The 15,384-nt window shown below is 47.2% G+C and carries 17 protein-coding genes and 1 pseudogene; 13 read left to right on the top strand and 5 right to left on the bottom strand.

The annotated features are described in order from the left end of the window. Position 1: 1 nt before the first annotated feature. Both AR333_RS16850 and AR333_RS16845 read right to left on the bottom strand, forming a co-directional pair. On the bottom strand, positions 2-997 hold the full coding sequence (locus tag AR333_RS16850; protein ID WP_172798885.1) for an iron ABC transporter permease: 996 nt from the start codon (positions 995-997) through the stop codon (positions 2-4). Positions 998-1,019: 22 nt separating this feature from the next. Further along, a complete protein-coding gene (locus tag AR333_RS16845) occupies positions 1,020-2,030 on the bottom strand; it encodes an ABC transporter substrate-binding protein (protein ID WP_068776542.1) in 1,011 nt (336 codons plus the stop codon). A 358-nt stretch (positions 2,031-2,388) separates the two neighbouring features. Between AR333_RS16845 and AR333_RS16840 the strand changes: the two genes are divergently transcribed. From AR333_RS16840 to AR333_RS16805, 8 genes are all read left to right on the top strand, one after another. Continuing rightward, entirely contained in the window at positions 2,389-3,834 is a 1,446-nt protein-coding gene (locus tag AR333_RS16840) for a helix-turn-helix domain-containing protein (RefSeq protein ID WP_068776541.1), read from the top strand. 140 nt (positions 3,835-3,974) lie between these two features. Next, on the top strand, positions 3,975-4,685 hold the full coding sequence (gene deoD, locus AR333_RS16835) for a purine-nucleoside phosphorylase (protein WP_068776540.1): 711 nt from the start codon (positions 3,975-3,977) through the stop codon (positions 4,683-4,685). Between the two features lie 50 nt (positions 4,686-4,735). Beyond that, the gene (locus AR333_RS16830) at positions 4,736-5,335 is read left to right on the top strand and encodes an ECF transporter S component (protein WP_084783756.1); all 600 of its coding nucleotides are present in this window, start codon (positions 4,736-4,738) and stop codon (positions 5,333-5,335) included. A gap of 44 nt (positions 5,336-5,379) precedes the next feature. Next, positions 5,380-6,129, top strand: a complete 750-nt coding sequence (locus AR333_RS16825) for an energy-coupling factor transporter transmembrane component T (RefSeq protein ID WP_084783754.1) — start codon at positions 5,380-5,382, stop codon at positions 6,127-6,129. Next, positions 6,126-6,986 (top strand): energy-coupling factor ABC transporter ATP-binding protein, encoded by an 861-nt coding sequence (locus AR333_RS16820; protein ID WP_068776539.1) that lies wholly within the window; start codon positions 6,126-6,128, stop codon positions 6,984-6,986. The genes AR333_RS16825 and AR333_RS16820 overlap by 4 nt, the downstream gene beginning before the upstream one ends. Then, entirely contained in the window at positions 6,983-7,789 is an 807-nt protein-coding gene (locus AR333_RS16815; RefSeq protein ID WP_068776538.1) for an energy-coupling factor ABC transporter ATP-binding protein, read from the top strand. The genes AR333_RS16820 and AR333_RS16815 overlap by 4 nt, the downstream gene beginning before the upstream one ends. 20 nt (positions 7,790-7,809) lie before the next feature. Beyond that, positions 7,810-8,757 carry a nucleoside hydrolase gene (locus tag AR333_RS16810; RefSeq protein ID WP_068776537.1) on the top strand — a complete coding sequence of 316 codons (948 nt, stop codon included), beginning with the start codon at positions 7,810-7,812 and terminating at the stop codon, positions 8,755-8,757. 27 nt (positions 8,758-8,784) lie between these two features. After that, entirely contained in the window at positions 8,785-9,720 is a 936-nt protein-coding gene (locus AR333_RS16805) for a nucleoside hydrolase (protein ID WP_068776536.1), read from the top strand. Between the two features lie 156 nt (positions 9,721-9,876). Here the strand turns inward: AR333_RS16805 and AR333_RS16800 are convergent, their stop codons facing one another. Beyond that, positions 9,877-10,839: a YafY family protein gene (locus AR333_RS16800; RefSeq protein WP_068776535.1), complete on the bottom strand. Its 963-nt coding sequence runs from the start codon at positions 10,837-10,839 to the stop codon at positions 9,877-9,879. A gap of 109 nt (positions 10,840-10,948) precedes the next feature. Between AR333_RS16800 and AR333_RS16795 the strand changes: the two genes are divergently transcribed. The 5 genes from AR333_RS16795 (at position 10,949) to AR333_RS16775 (ending at position 14,467) form a co-directional block, all read left to right on the top strand. Beyond that, positions 10,949-11,428, top strand: coding sequence for a GyrI-like domain-containing protein (locus AR333_RS16795; RefSeq protein ID WP_068776733.1), 480 nt, complete (start codon positions 10,949-10,951; stop codon positions 11,426-11,428). A gap of 14 nt (positions 11,429-11,442) precedes the next feature. Beyond that, a complete protein-coding gene (locus tag AR333_RS16790; protein WP_068776732.1) occupies positions 11,443-11,907 on the top strand; it encodes a phage tail protein in 465 nt (154 codons plus the stop codon). A 223-nt stretch (positions 11,908-12,130) separates the two neighbouring features. Further along, a complete protein-coding gene (locus AR333_RS16785) occupies positions 12,131-13,165 on the top strand; it encodes an ABC transporter permease (RefSeq protein WP_068776534.1) in 1,035 nt (344 codons plus the stop codon). 1 nt (position 13,166) lies between these two features. Then, positions 13,167-13,844 (top strand): ABC transporter ATP-binding protein, encoded by a 678-nt coding sequence (locus tag AR333_RS16780; protein WP_068776533.1) that lies wholly within the window; start codon positions 13,167-13,169, stop codon positions 13,842-13,844. Between the two features lie 122 nt (positions 13,845-13,966). Then, positions 13,967-14,467, top strand: coding sequence for an NUDIX domain-containing protein (locus AR333_RS16775; RefSeq protein ID WP_253735886.1), 501 nt, complete (start codon positions 13,967-13,969; stop codon positions 14,465-14,467). 110 nt (positions 14,468-14,577) lie between these two features. Here the strand turns inward: AR333_RS16775 and AR333_RS25450 are convergent. Next, positions 14,578-14,706: pseudogene (locus AR333_RS25450) on the bottom strand (DinB family protein); the annotation flags it as partial. 42 nt (positions 14,707-14,748) lie between these two features. Next, positions 14,749-15,351, bottom strand: coding sequence for a class I SAM-dependent methyltransferase (locus AR333_RS16770; RefSeq protein ID WP_068776532.1), 603 nt, complete (start codon positions 15,349-15,351; stop codon positions 14,749-14,751). Positions 15,352-15,384 lie beyond the last annotated feature (33 nt).

The following is a 15,384-nucleotide window of genomic DNA, read 5'->3' as shown; positions in this document are numbered from 1 at the left end:
GTCATACCTCTCCTTTACGCATCAGATACAAGAAGTACGGACCACCCGCAATCGCCATTATGATTCCAGCCGGTATATCCAGCGGAGCAAACAACGTGCGCCCCGCCGTATCGGCAACGACCAGGACGATCGCGCCGAGCATGAGACTCATGGGGATTAGCCGGCTGTAGTTGGATCCGACGAAAATACGAGCCATATGCGGCACAACGAGACCGATAAAACCGATCAAGCCGACGACGGATACGGATACGGCCGCAAGATAGACCGCCACAAGAGAGAGCAGAATCCGAACCTTGGTCATGCTCTCCCCCAGATTGACGGCCACTTGCTCCCCGAGCCGCAGCGTATTCGCTTTGCGGATACAGAAGAATGCGGCTATCCAGCCAACGGCCGAGTAAGGAACGATAGTCAGGGCATCTCCCATGCCTTTGCCGGACAAACTGCCGTTCAGCCATTGTAGGGCGCCCGGGAGCTTGTCGCTGTACAAAATCGACATGAGACCGATAAAGCCGCCGAAGATAGCGTTCACGGCGACACCGGACAGAATGACGCGAATCGGCGTGATTCCCCGTTTGTTCCATGAGAGCAGGTAAACCATAGCCGAAGCAACAGCGCCACCGCCAATTGCCGCAATCGGCAGCACAGAGCTCAGCCCGGGCATAACGAGCAGAATGAACAATGCGGCTACGGCGGCGCCGCTCGACACGCCGGTTAGACCGGGATCTGCGAGCGGATTGTTCATAACCGCTTGAAGCATCGCTCCGGAGATAGCCAGATTAGCCCCGATGAAGAGTGCCAGCAGCACCCGGGGTATACGGATATCCCACATAATCGTGTCGTATTGGCCCGTTGAATTTCCAAACAACGTACTGAGCAGCTCTCCGAATGGAATTTTGACACTGCCCAGACCAATCGAGACGATAACAACGATCACTAGCAGGACAAAGGTGATGATCTCGATAATTTTACTAGACGATCGCAATGTCGCGGATTTCATCTTCTTGTTCCTCCGGTTGCTGTTAGTTAGTCGGGAATAGCTTGTTTGCTATCTCTTTGTAGGCCGAAGGAGCTTTCACGATGGATGCTACACCGAACAAGTTGTAATCGAGCGCTTCAACACGGTTGTTCCGGAAAGCATTAAGCTTCTCCCATGCGCCATTTTTCTTCACGTCTTCCTCAAACGCTTTCTTAGCCGCTTCCGGATCTCCGTGCGCGACAAGCAGAATGGCATCCGGATTAGCCGCCACGACACTCTCCATATCGAGCGGCACGTAAGTTTCCTTGCTTTTCAGCGTCGCTGATACAATGTTTGTGGCTCCCAGTTTTTTGGCCAGGCTGCCAGGAAATGTGCTCTCATTCATCAGCATGAATGATTCCGCCGATCCGAACAGGAACATAACCTTAGGCGCGGCTTTCCCTTCCGCCTGCTTGACTGCTGCCGCTTCTTCTTGTGTCAGACGTTCGATAAGCGCGCTTGCTTTCTCTTCTTGGCCGAACACACGGCTGAGTACAACCAGGGACAGCTTTAAATCTTCAAGCGAATCTGTCGGCAGATAGCGCAAATTGAGGTTTGCGGAGCCCAACTGTTTGTTCAGGCTGTCCTCGATCGATTTCGGACCTAACACGACATCCGGTTTCAGACTGGCAATAATCTCCGCATCAGGCTTAAGCGCCGAACCAATCTGAGTGACGCCCTCGAATGCTGCAGGAAGAGCCGTCTTCGAAGTAGGTATGCCGGCCGGCATGACCCCGAGCACATCGAGCATCTCGGCAAGCGCGACAGAAGTGACGACAACCTTCTCCGGCTTCTTGTCGCCGAACTTAGCTTGCAGCTCCTTCGCTTTCGTTTCATCGACAGTCAAGGCAGCAGGTTGTGCGCTTGCCGGAGCCGTAGCGGAAGGACTAGCAGATTGACCCGCAGCAGGGCTGGACGCCGGTGATGCATTATTGTTGTTGCCGCATGCTGCCAAGATATTAAGAGCTAGTATGGAAACAAGGAGAAGCGATGCTTTTTTGTACGATGAATTCATAATGTTATTCTACTCCTTTAATAATGATAATCATTCTCAATGTTAGATAGACTATCATAGATACGACTTCCATGCAACGGAATTCTATTTTGGTGTTATTTTATTAGTCTTGATATAGCGATTGATTAAAACTTCAAAGCACATTACGATTACATATAAGATAAGGATACTTGTCCTGGGACATACTTATTAAAATTAGAAAATCACATGGACTGTAAGCCGCGCGAAACGAGACGTCTTCTACAACGTTTTACGCGGCTATTTATAGATATGTTCACTCCATCTCCTATCTGGGTTTATCAACTTGTGAGACAACTAACATCTAACCGATTCTTTCGGGAAGGGAGAGAACAAACGCATGGAAAAGGAATTTCTATTGACACTAAAACTGTTGACCCTGCTCGATTCCGAATATCGATGGTTCACCTTGGCCGAGATTGAAAAACAGATTGGCGTCTCAGACAAAACAATCCGTAAAATCATTGACGAAACCAAGCAGGAGTTGCCTCCTTCGATTCATATTGAAATTTCCCGGGGCAAAGGCGTCATTCTCCATTACGAAAAACGGAATGTGGCGATTGGCGAAGTCATTTCCTCCATATACAGGCAGAGAACCTTTTATCGGCTGCTCGATCTGCTTTTCGCCGAGGGAGGGCGCTATTCACTGGAAGAGCTGGCCGACAAGCTGTATATGAGCGCTTCCTCGCTGAAAAAGCTGATTATCCGGTTAAACAACCATGAGTTGAAGCCATACCATTTGCGTATCGCGTATTCCATGCCCGAGGTCAAGGGCAGTGAAATTAATATCCGTTATTTTTACTTGAAATTGTATTACGATGCTTACGAATTCTCCGGCTGGCCGTTCCCCGGCATGGACCAGGCTCAAATCCACGAATATATCACGACAGTCGAGTCGGAGAATGATATCGTATATTTCCTCAATGCCAAAAGAAGCTTATCCTTTCTGGCCGCTATCATTATTACGAGAGTGCTGCAGGACAAACATGCGGACGTCCCCAGAGGTCAATACGACTGGGAGAGCAGCATGCTCCATTCTTCCGTTACCGCCCTGGCACGAACGCTTGAACAGCGCTATTCCATTCATTTGCCGCTGGATGAAATCCGTTTTCTTCAGGCTATGTTTAGTTTGAGCCAATATAACTATTATGATGACGCGAAGGTCAGAACAATGGTATCGCTGGAGAAAGCAAATCTCGTGCAGATCCAAGAAGAAAAATATAGAATCGTCAATCATTTCCTCATGCTGGCGCTCGACGCTTACCCTACCATTGATATGACCGATCGGTTTATCTGGGAAATCGGGGAATTCTTCGAGAAACTGCGGCTGGAAAATGCGCTTCCCGATATGACAGCGATCTCGACAAGCAGCCTGACAGAATATGTCCAAAGAGAATGCCGCCCCCTGTACCAAGGCGTACAGAACTGCATGCAGAAATGGGCACAGCGCTATCCCGGTATTCTGTATAACGACTATCATCTGACCAAGCTGACGCTATTGATCAGCTCCAGCTTGCGGTACAACAGCAAAAAAGCGTTTTTGCTGATCGGCGAGGAATTCTCAATCCGCCATTACGTAGCCACGCTCATCAAGAATGAAATTGGCGACGAGCTGATTATCAACACTTCCATTATGGAGGGTCTTACCGATGAGATAATCCGGAAGCACGGCATTGATTTTGTAATTAGCACGTTTCCCGTTAAGCTGACTTCGGTACCCGTGGTCATCATTTCAACGATACCGACCAAACGGGATCTGGAAAATATCCGCCAGGAATTAATATAGCCTGCAGCGCATGGTTGTATTTTTCCGTTAAGCTCCGTAACATTCTGGTCTTGGTTCTCCCTCCGATTCTTACTATGATGAAGACAGAAAGAAAATAAAGCGCTTTCCTAAAAGGGAAGCCAGTAAGCAGGAGGAGCCCGATGAGCATACATCTAGGAGCCAAACAAGGAGAAATCGCAGAACGCGTGTTGCTGCCCGGCGACCCTTTACGGGCCAAGTTTGTAGCAGAGCACTTTTTAGAGGAAGCGTATTGTTATAACGAAGTAAGAGGCATGTATGGGTACACCGGCCTTTATAAAGGGACCCGGGTTTCTGTCCAAGGTACGGGAATGGGCAACCCGACCATGAGCATTTATGCGACAGAGCTGATTCAGGATTACGGGGTCAAAAAGCTGATCCGCATCGGTACATGCGGCGCCATGCAAAAAGAACTTCAGGTCCGCGACATCGTACTGGCCCAAGCCGTATCTTCGGACAGCAATCTGATGGAAAAAATATTTTATGGCTGCAATTACGCGCCGACAGCTGATTATGGCATGTTAAGCAAAGCCTATCAACTGGCTCAGGATACGCAAGCAAATATATTTGTCGGTAATATATACAATTCCGATGAATTCTATAGGGAAACTTATGACCGCCTTCATAAATTCATGGATTTTGGAGTGCTCGCGGTCGAGATGGAAAGTGCCGCCCTGTACACGCTTGCTGCCAAATACGGCGTAAAAGCCTTGTCCATCTTAACGGTAGGCAGTCATCTGCTGACTAATGAACGCTCATCCCATCATGACAGTGAGAAGTCCTTCCATGACATGGTAGAGGTCGCGCTCCATACTATCTTGGCTGACGAATAGTCTTTAATGGAATCGCTTTATGACAAACTATGCTCTAGGAGGAATTCTCAGTGGGAATTAAACGCGGACTTAAATATGATTTTTCTTTGCTGGCCATTTTATTAATTCCTATCGGTATCGCGATCAACTTTGTCGGTGCTCAAATTGTGCTGCTGCTCAAGCTCCCGATCTACTTGAACACCATCGGAACGATACTGACAGCCATGATCGGCGGTCCTTGGGTCGGAATGGTTACAGGGGCCAGCACCAATCTCGTTGTCGGAATAACGAACCCCGTCTCGTTCGCATTTACACCTGTACAAATGGCCGTTGGTCTGGTGGTCGGCCTGCTGGCCATGAAAGGCATGTATACGAAGCTGTGGAAAGTGATCTTGTCTTCATTTGCCGTTGTACTGGCCGTGCTGATCGTTGCATCGCCGATCCAGGTGCTGATGTTCGGCGGAGCGACCGGCAACTCCTCCGATGCCGTGGTCGCTACATTCCTCGCTTCCGGACAGAAGATCTGGACGGCGGTATTCTCGACCAAAATTCTGGTGGAAAGCTTCGACAAAGTCATCAGTAACATTATTGCCTTTGTCATCGTTATGAAAATGTCTCCGAGATACTTATCCAAGCTGAACTACGGCGCGATTTTCATAAAAAAGAAATAATCTGCAATCAATAATGGATGCGCTTTCAGGAGGAGGAGGTTCTAGTGAAAAATGAACGGTTCATGTTGACCCGTCTTTATCCAACCAGCAAGTTTATGATTACCATGACTTTATGTTTGGCGGCCTTTATAGTACCCGGCTACGGATTCAGCTACGCGATTCTGCCGATTTGTATGATGCTGGCCTACTTTGCCGGCTGCTTTAAGGAATTTTCCAATCTGACGATTAAGGCCCTGCTGATGATTGTGGTGTTCATCTTTATTCTGCAAAGCTTTTTCTATCCCGGCAATGACATCTTGTGGAGTTGGAGCATCTTCTCCATCAAGCGGGAAGGAATTGAGTTCGCCCTGTTCCTCACATCGAAAATCGTGGCGATAGCATCGGCATTCATTCTGTTCTTCCGAATCACCAAGGTCAAAGATTTGGTCTATTCCCTCGAACAGATCGGCTTGCCGCCCAAGGTAACCTATGTCATCTTATCCACACTCCAGCTCATTCCGGAGATGAAAAAGCTGACCCATGTCATCATGGACGCACAAAAAACAAGAGGCGTTGAAACCGAAGGCAAGCTGTTTGTCCGCGTGAAGGCCTTCCTGCCGACGCTTAGTCCACTAATTCTCGGATCGGTGGCAAGCACGGAGGAACGGGTACTTACGCTGGAATCGAGAGCTTTCTCAGCCAATGTCAAAAAAAGCAGCATCTATAAACTGGAGAAAACAAAGTATGACCGGCTCGTTCAAATTTTGCTGTTTGTACTGCTTGCTATCCTAATTATTTGGAGAGTTGCGCTATGAGTATAATTACCATCAAGAATTTATCGTACCAATATCCCATCAGCGAGTCTGATGCACTCAAGAGCGTGAATCTAACCATTGAAAAAGGCAAACTGTACGCACTGGTTGGTGCCAATGGGGGCGGGAAAACAACCCTGTGCAATGTCATCCGCGGGTTTATCCCCCACTTCTATAAAGGGGATCTGCGCGGAGAGGTGCTGATTGATGGTAAGGATATCCGCGAATGGGAACTGGGCGAGCTTTCCCAGAAAATCGGCTATGTCTTCCAGAACCCTTTTACACAAATTAGCGGCGTGAAGGACAACGTGTTTGAAGAAATTGCATTCGGTCTTGAAAATCTCGGAATGGATCCCGGGCTCATCGTGGAAAAGGTGGATCAAGTTATCGGAATGCTGGGAATCGATTATTTGCGGGATAAAAACCCGTTCGAGCTCTCCGGCGGTCAGAAGCAGCGGGTCGCCCTCGCTTCCATTATCGTCATGGAGCCGGATGTACTGGTGATTGACGAGCCTACCTCGCAGCTTGATCCTAAGGGCACCGAAGATGTGTTCAAGATTATCGAACTGATGAAGAACAAGGGAAAAACTATCATTCTAGTCGAGCACAAAATTGAGCTGATTGCCGAATATGCGGACTATATCATCCTGCTGAACGAGGGTGAAGTGGCCATGCAAGGAAACACGAAAGAAATTCTTACCGATGAGCGTGCGCTTGCGTTCGGGGCCGCTCTTCCCCAATATTCGCTGTTCGGCATGGAAATGCGCAAGCGGCAGATGGATCTGGGCAGCATACCGTTAACGGAACAAGAAGCCATCAAAGCGGTGAAGACATGGATGAATAAGGAGGTTAAAGTATGAGCTTTCTGACTTTGACGAATGTTTCCTTCGCTTATCCGGGCGGCTATAAAGCGGTGGATCGGGTTAACATGTCCTTCAGTAAGGGCGAATCGGTTGCGATTGTCGGCCAGAACGGGGCGGGTAAAACAACCACCGTCAAGATGATGAACGGACTGCTCAAGCCTTCCGAGGGTGATGTTGTCATCGACGGCTGGAATACGCGTGATTATACGACCGCTCAAATATCGAGAAAGGTCGGCTATGTGTTCCAGAACCCGGACGACCAGATCTTCCATAATGATGTGTACAGCGAGATCGAATTCGGCCCACGCAAGCTGGGTCTCCCGGAGGAACAGGTCAAAGCGAACGTCATGAAAGCGGTGGAGCTGGCCGGTGTCGTTCCGTTTCTCAAGGAAAATCCGTACAATTTGCCTTACTCCATGCGTAAATTCGTAACCATTGCCTCCGTGATTGCGATGGATTCCAGTGTCATCATTCTGGATGAGCCGACAGCAGGCCAGGATATTCCGGCCATGAAAACGCTCGCCCATCTGATCGAAACATTACGCGGAGAAGGAAAAACCATTATCACGATCACGCATGATATGGAATTTGTCGTGAACAACTTCCAGCGGGTCATCGTCATGGCTAATCGTCAAGTTATTGCGGATGACGATAAACGGGCCATCTTCTGGAATCTGGATGTGCTGGAGCAGGCGATGCTGAAGCAGCCGCATATCAGCAGACTCGGCTACTCCCTGGATATCGGTCATAATATCCTGACGATACCGGAGCTTGCGGACGAGCTTGCCAAACATAAGTGAGGGAACAAGGGAGTGACGATATGGAGCAGGTTAAGCACATCCTGATGGATGTGGATACCGGCGTGGATGATGCCCTGGCGCTCATCTTCGCCGTTAAATCCAATAGGCTGCATATAGAAGGCATCACAACGGTATTCGGCAACGTGGATGTGAAGCAGGCGACGGATAATACGCTTCGGGTGCTGGAATTGGTGCAACCCCGTTACGAGATTCCGGTTGCCATGGGAGCGGACGCCCCTTTATTCCGCCCCCGCCGCGAGAACGTAACCGCCATTCATGGGGCAAACGGTCTCGCGGGCTATGAACTGCCTGAGTCGCGCCAGCTGCCGGTGGACGAGAAGGCGTCCGATTTCATCGTGCGGAAGGTGCGGGAACAGGCACATGACATTACCCTGGTGTTCACCGGCAGGCTGACCAATTTGGCGGTCGCTCTCGCCAAGGACCCCTCCATTGCGCAGAAGGCGAAGCTGGTATTGATGGGAGGCGCCATCAAGGTGCCTGGCAATACGACACCCGTGTCCGAAGCCAACATTCATGGAGATCCGGAAGCGGCGCACCGGGTGTTCGAATCGGGGATTCCGATTGTGATGGTAGGCCTCGACGTGACCTCGAAGGCCAAATTCAGCCAAGCTCATTATCATGAACTCATGAACGGCTTTACCGATGAACAGGCAGAATTACAAGCATTCCTGCATCATATGTTCACATTCAGCTTCGAGGCAAGCGAGCGCTTGAACGAGGGGAAATACCGGCTGATGCATGATCCGCTGGCACTGGCTGTCGCCGAGAATGCATCCCTTGTGGAGATGGAGGACTATTACGTCTATATCGAGACCAAGGGACCGGTCTCCTCAGGAGCGACGCTGGTCGACCTCAGACATCCGCAGACACGGACCAACGCCTCCGTATGCATGCAGGTCCGTGAAGAAGAATTCCTTCAGCATTACATTCGCACGGTGCTTTCATAACAGTTACAGGAAGGAGGAAGATGATTCATGCACCGAGTATTATTGGATGTGGACACAGGGGTTGACGATGCGCTGGCGATTGCCTACGCTGTCCGGTCCTCGGCTCTGGATGTCATCGGGATTACAACCTGCTTCGGAAATGTACCGGTGGAGTACGCAACACGCAATACGCTTCATGTGCTGGAACGGTTAGGAGCAACCGGGATTCCTGTCGCGGCTGGGGAAGCCGCCCCATTGTTCCATCCCTCTATGAAAGCCTATCCCGCCCGATTTCATGGCGAGAAAGGTCTTGGCGACTTGACGTTCCCCGATCCGGAAGGCAGGCCCGTGTCAACGCCCGCGGCGGCTTTCATGGTGGATCAAATCAGGCGATACCCCAAGCAAGTGACGCTAATCTGTGTCGGCCCTTTGACCAATCTGGCCGCGGCCATTGTGCATGCCCCAGAGATTATATCGCTGGTGCAGCAGATTATCGTGATGGGCGGAGCCGTGGGGGCAGCGGGCAACTGCCGGATGCATGCGGAAGCGAATATATATTCCGATCCCGAAGCGGCCCAGCTCGTCTTCCAATCCGGAGCTCCGATTACGCTGGTCGGACTTGATGTGACCATGCAGACCGAGCTCAGCCTGAAGGATGTTCAGCGATGGAGAGAGCGGGATTCGGATCTGACCCGCTTCTTGGCCGATATAACCTCCTACTATATCGGAGGTTACCGGCAAGCCTATGGCGACCGGGAAGGCTGCGCCCTGCATGATCCGTTAGCGGTAGCCGTTGCGATCGATCCGGGCCTGGTCGAGGTTCAGCCAATGGTACTCCAGGTAGATCTGGAGGGCATTCACTCCTATGGCCGAACCATCGCCGATCTGCGTCCGCGGTGTACCGACCGGCCGAACGTCAATGTCTGCACCGGTGTCGACGCCAAGCGGTTCCAGGAGCATTTTATTCAGACATTGACGGTATAAGCGGCAACCTAAGAGTGAAGAGTGAACGTACCCCGCGTTCACTCTTTTTTTGACTGCCGGCGACCGCGGACCGGTCCCGGTATGCAGCTGCGAGGCAGGGAATTACAGAGGCTTCTGCCCTATATTGGGACGCATTACTCCTCATTACAGCCCTGCTCATGGGCAGAATAAACCTAATCTTTCTTGTAAAACTTCTAAGATCTCTTCCGGCACTTCCCTGACCTTGATATCTCCGCCAAGGAAAAGCAGCCAATTTGTCAGCTCCGTCAATTCTTCGGAATTATGAACATGGATAAAATTCTTCAGGATAGCGGTGGTTTGGTAAGGATTCGTATAGGCAATCGAAACTTTTAAAGGATGGTATTTCTTGAACTGGGCAATCGCCTTCGGACCAAGCTCCAGGACAAAATTAATTGCTTCTTCCTGCTTGCTCAGTTTTTCTAAAATCTTTTTCTTACTTAATCTTTTTTCCGCAGAATATGGCTTAACATCAGTGAGATTGTCTACAGGAAAAACCATCCTTTTCTCATCCTTTAAGTAAAAGCCTTCAATTTGCCACTGACTTTTCTCACGATAAAGGTGCAAGAGATAAATGGGATAAGACTTTATTCCCTCCTCCTCTTGAATGGAAACCAATAAATAGCGGTCCGAAAGAAGTGCTTGAATGAGTTTTTCTAACATAGGATGGGGCAAATCCGACAGATCAAGCAGATCGGGATTATGGGGATTGGTTCCTTCAAAAAGCAAGATTCCATTTAAAAGAACAAGGTCATCTTGCTGATTTTGCGAAATGAGGCCCAGTAATTTTTCAGCTAAAGACTGACGACTCTTTAAATATGGAAGTTGTTGATTTCTTGTCGCCATAAAGGCAATAAAAAGAGCTTTAATCTCATTATCGGTAAAGCGGACCGTGGGCAGGACAGAGTTATTCATCACGAAATAACCCCCATCCCTTCCAACTTCAGCTACCAGCGGCATCCCCATGGCTTCAATTTCACGTATATCCCGAATAGCTGTCGAACGAGAGATATTAAATTCCCGCATGATTTCAGAAATGGTAAAGTTGGCGCGGTTGTTAATATACCGCATGATGATATTAATCCGTTCAACTTTTTTCATCGGGCCTCCCTAAACAGTATCACTTTTTGACATGATTTAAGGCTATTATAAACTCATCAAGTGAAAAGACAAATCATTAATGAATTTCAAGAAAAGGACGGGATTGAATATGACAAATTATACACTAGAAGAAAAGAACAGCTTTATCGTTTTGGGTATCGGAACTGAGCTCCAGAGCCATTACACAGACTATGCCGGCATAAACAAAGAGAAGGCGGACTTTTGGGAATCAGTGGAACAAGATGGAAGGCTTGACGCTTTAAAAGCCATTGCTGCCAATGACTATATCTTTGCCGTGAACGAAGCGGTGAATAACAAGATGATGTACTATGCCGGCGTAATGACAGAGGCGTCTTTACCGGAAGCAACCCGGGTTATCCAATTTCCTAAAGGAGAATACCTCGTTGTTAAAGGAGAAGGCAACACGGCCGAGGAATTGAGTCAGACGCTCACCGGCATTGCCTTTGGCCAAGTCCTGCCGGAAGCACAAGATTATGCCTATGTTGGCGGTCCTAATGCAACGGTTGAGATGGGACAGCGAAACGGTTTGTTTGTTGGTGAGATGTGGATTCCTGTTGTCAGGAAATAATGGGGGGAATGGAATTGTCTTATATCGTTGATTTTAAAGATGTGTCTGCGGTTGGTCTAGAGTCTTCACCTGTAGCAGAAGCGCTTGCCGGTTTACGAGCTAATGAAGCCCGTTACTTTATGAACAAATACAAGCATGAATTTACGGTTGTACCGGCCAGCGAAAGCCAGGAAACCCTCCATTACGTGAACCGGATTTTGAAAGAAGAACGTGCTATTGAGTTTGCGGCCAAACCTTTGGAAACGTCGCGTTTTCAAGTGGATAATATCCAATTCGCCTATATCATTTATGAGGATGGCCTTGAGGTTAACGTTATGTATACGGTTGATGACCCGAAGAAGCGTGCTGTCGGTTTTAAGCTTGCCGAAGGGATGGAGGTTCCCAGGGAGTTAGAAGGGAAGTTTAAGTTTGCCAGGCAGAAGTCTAAATTAGCCGGAACTATTCGGGGCTCGTTTTTTGTAATTAAAGGGGAATATTAAAGTAAGCAAACGCGAAAACAACCTCTCCTAACTTATTCAACGAAAGAAAGAGCAGCTGCCTATAGGAAGCTGCTCTTTTTCTTTTGTTTTCGCAAGGAGCAGCTAAAAAGGGAGTTGTAACTCTCCATTCATAATCCGTACATACTCCGTTCATCCTCAGTTCATCCACAGTTCATATTGCAGCAGTATACTCATAGTGCAAGAGAGAAAGGGAGGCATAGTCATGAATATGGCATGGAAAGAAATCAAGAAGAGTAAAGCGAAGTTTGTTATTTTAGGCTCAATCATTTTTTTAGTTAGTTTTTTAACCTTTATCATATCGGGACTCGCCAATGGTCTATCTCAAGATAATGCAGCTTTAATCAAGGATCTGCCCGCCGGTCAATTCTATATGAATGAGCAAGCCAATGAAACGTACAATCTCTCCAAAATAGATCCGGATGTACAAAAGAACATCCTACAGGAGCATAAGGATGCAGCTGCACTTTCCATTCAAATGGGATTTGTGAATGACGCGGAGGACAAGCAGCACTCCGTTGCTTTTGTGACATCAACCGAATCGAAATTGTTCGAGAACGTGAATCCCGGAGAAATTGTCTTAGATCGTTCCTTAGAGAAAGACGGCATACAAGTAGGCGATGTATTAACAAACAATCAGTTCAGCGGGGAATTTAAAGTCATCGGATTCGCGGACCAGAAGAAATACAGCCACGCACCCGTTGCTTTTATCCATATGGATAACTATAAAGAAATTTACCGCGTGAATACGATGCAGCTGCTTTTCATTCCAGGGCAGGATCAATCACTGTCTGTTGAGGGATTACAATCTTTTTCAAATAAACAGTTTCTGAACACCATCGCGAGCTATAGTGCAGAACAAATGTCTCTTAATATGATTATTTGGTTCTTGGTCGCCATTAGCGGTATGTTGTTTGCAATTTTCTTCTATATGATGAATGTGCAGAAGATCGGATTATACGGGATCTTGAAAGCAATCGGTGTAAAAACAAGCGCATTATTCCGTATGATGTGGACTCAGATGTTCTTCATCACCGCAATCGCACTTGTATTATCCATTGCACTCAGTCAGGGCTTTAATATGATCGCACCGGAAGGCATGCCTTTTAGTCTGACGATTGGGACAACCCTTGCATTGTCGATCTTATTCTTAATTATTGGATTTATCGGTGCAACACTTTCCGGTCTTCAAATTCGCAAAGTTGAGCCACTGCAAGCCATACAGCAAGGAGATATCTAATATGACTACCTTCACAATACAAGACGTACGAAAAACATTTACGAATGGCGAAGTCGACGAACAAGTATTAAACGGGATCAACCTTACTCAACAGCAAGGAGAAATAACGGCTCTCGTAGGTGCTTCAGGTTCCGGCAAAAGTACGCTTCTTACGATCGCTGCTGGTCTTCAGCGCGCATCCGGCGGACAAATCATTTTCGAGGGAAAGAACATGACCGACATGACGCAAGAAGAGATTCGCAAAATACGCGCCAGTCAGTTCGGATTTATTTTTCAATCCTCTCATCTCGTGCCTTTCCTTACCGTAGAAGATCAGCTCATGCTAATGCTTAATGTGTCAGAGACCAAAATCAGTAAACGCGAGCAAAAAGAAGAAGTCCTGAAGATACTCAAATTGGTCGGAATGGACCATCGCAAAGACGCCTATCCAGCCTCATTGTCAGGTGGAGAGAAACAGCGGGTTGCGATTGGACGTGCCATCATCCATAAGCCAAAAATGCTGTTTGCCGATGAGCCCACTGCAAGTCTAGACTCCACAAGATCCAAGGATGTCATGACACTCATCCGGAATTTGACGAAAGAATTAAACATTACAACCTTACTCGTAACGCATGATGAAGAAATGCTCTCTTATGCAGATCATGTCATCACGATGAAAGATGGATTGATTATTCAATAACGAAGAAGCACCTTCATAATATGAGGGTGCTTTTTTGGGGTATGTGGAAATCATTCCCGATACTTGCGGATTAAGATAAAATTATATTGAAGACTAATCCTAATTTTACGGAGGGCAGTATTGTGGAAATCAGACAAATGGCAACGGCATTCTTGAGCCATCAAGAATATGTATTAATGATGAAGAAGGCCAACAGCAAGATTTTTAATTTCGAGTTTTGGGGAGGCATCGGCGGGCATCTTGAGCACGAGGAGTTAAACTTTCCGATGAAAGCAAGCTACAGGGAAATCGAAGAGGAAACAGGCTTTAAGGAGAACGAGATAGAGAATTTTACACTTAAATACATTCTGATTGAAGATGGTAATGGTGAAATCAGGCAGCAATACGTTTATTTTGGGGAGACAACGCATAGAAACTTTATCCCTTCAGAAGAAGGAGACTTGTTTTGGATTCATAAGAGTGAATTATTAAACCTGAAAATTTCAAAAGCCATCAGGTTTACAATTCAGCATTACTTAGAAAATCCTGCCCGGTCAAATATATGTGTAGGAACAATTACAGTTAATGACGAACAAATTCCGCACATTCAATGGTCTACTGTTAAACAAGCCTCGGCCTTCTGAAAACGTTTCCGTCGAGAATCGGCTCGCATTTGTCTCCATCCATATGATACCATCTTGTTGTTCTTCAATGACGGCCTTGGTGGATGGGGACGCCCATCGCTCCGCTCCATTTACCGCCCATCTTCCTGCCGCTCCATCAAATAAAACATATAATCGGTCGGGCATCCTGCATCTCCCTGCTGCCTCAGCATCGCGGTCACATTGCCCCGGTGTTATGTCACGTGGATGACCACATTCACATGCTTCCCAGTCTGCTAACCGGATACTTTCCAGCTAAAAGTTTATTTTTGAGAATCCAGAACAAACATAGATGCATCCTGTCCCATGAATATTTTACTTCCACTATAGAAAGTTTTGGATTGAATATTCCTGTACCCTATCTTGGTCATCATGTCAGTTAGCTCTGTCCGATTAAATCCGTTATGAACGAGATCTGAAACCACTTTTTCATTTTCATCAAAATCTACAATTAGCAAGTGCCCTCCCTCATTTAGAACCTCGTATAATCTTGATAAAACGGATTCGACATCATGAATATGGAGTAGAACCTGAGCCATAAAGATATAGTCAGCATGTAAATCTGATAGGCCTTCCTTTTCAAAATCAAAGCATAACGTATCTGCATTCTGAATATTAAAATCAGCAATTTTTTGCTTGATTTGATTAATCATGTTCTGTGAAGTATCCAGAAAAAGCATAGAATTAAAATCGTCCACCAAGTTCATTCCGACAAGACCCGTTCCACACCCAAAATCAATAGCATTCTTGCTATTAGCGTCAACTAAATATTCACGTATGGCATCAGATGATACTTTTGCAATTTGGATTCTTTCAGGAGTGTCATATGTATTAGCAATCATTTCGAACTTATCCGTATTTCCCATATTACCTCTCCAATCTGTTTCCACTAGGTGTAC

Source organism: Paenibacillus sp. FJAT-26967 (genome assembly GCF_001541095.1).
Classification (GTDB): Bacteria; Bacillota; Bacilli; order Paenibacillales; family NBRC-103111; genus Paenibacillus_F.
The sequence above is the reverse complement of the archived record's forward strand: the minus strand, read 5'-3'. Positions and strand labels throughout refer to the sequence as shown.